Below are 520 nucleotides of genomic sequence, written 5' to 3'. Positions count from 1 at the left end.
CACGGAAGTTAAGCTCTCTAGCGCCGATGGTAGTTGGGACTTTGTCCCTGTGAGAGTAGGACGTTGCCAGGCAAATGGAGGATTAGCTCAGCTGGGAGAGCACCTGCCTTACAAGCAGGGGGTCGGCGGTTCGATCCCGTCATCCTCCACCATATAAATGCCGGCTTAGCTCAATTGGTAGAGCAACTGACTTGTAATCAGTAGGTTGGGGGTTCAAGTCCTCTAGCCGGCACCAGGATTATGGCGGCTGTGGCGAAGTGGTTAACGCATCGGATTGTGGCTCCGACACTCGTGGGTTCGATTCCCATCAGTCGCCCCATTTTTAAAAATAATATGCGGGTGTGGCGGAATTGGCAGACGCACCAGACTTAGGATCTGGCGCCTTTGGCGTGGGGGTTCGACTCCCTTCACCCGCACTTTCAGTAAAATAACTCATACATGTCTTGCGGAAGTAGTTCAGTGGTAGAATACAACCTTGCCAAGGTTGGGGTCGCGGGTTCGAATCCCGTCTTCCGCTCCA

5 tRNA genes are annotated in these 520 nt (G+C 53.5%); all 5 read left to right on the top strand.

Annotated elements, in window-relative coordinates:
- Positions 1 to 76: 76 nt before the first annotated feature.
- A tRNA-Val gene (locus PLX19_RS25995) sits at positions 77 to 152 on the top strand.
- Positions 153 to 159: 7 nt separating this feature from the next.
- Positions 160 to 235, top strand: a tRNA-Thr gene (locus tag PLX19_RS25990).
- Between the two features lie 8 nt (positions 236 to 243).
- Positions 244 to 319 (top strand) — tRNA-His (locus tag PLX19_RS25985).
- A 16-nt stretch (positions 320 to 335) separates the two neighbouring features.
- Positions 336 to 416 (top strand) — tRNA-Leu (locus tag PLX19_RS25980).
- A gap of 29 nt (positions 417 to 445) precedes the next feature.
- Positions 446 to 520 (top strand) — tRNA-Gly (locus PLX19_RS25975).

Origin of the sequence: Bacillus sp. BP-3, assembly GCF_028401955.1 — a bacterium.
GTDB lineage: Bacteria > Bacillota > Bacilli > Bacillales > Bacillaceae_G > Bacillus_A.
The sequence above is the reverse complement of the archived record's forward strand: the minus strand, read 5'-3'. Positions and strand labels throughout refer to the sequence as shown.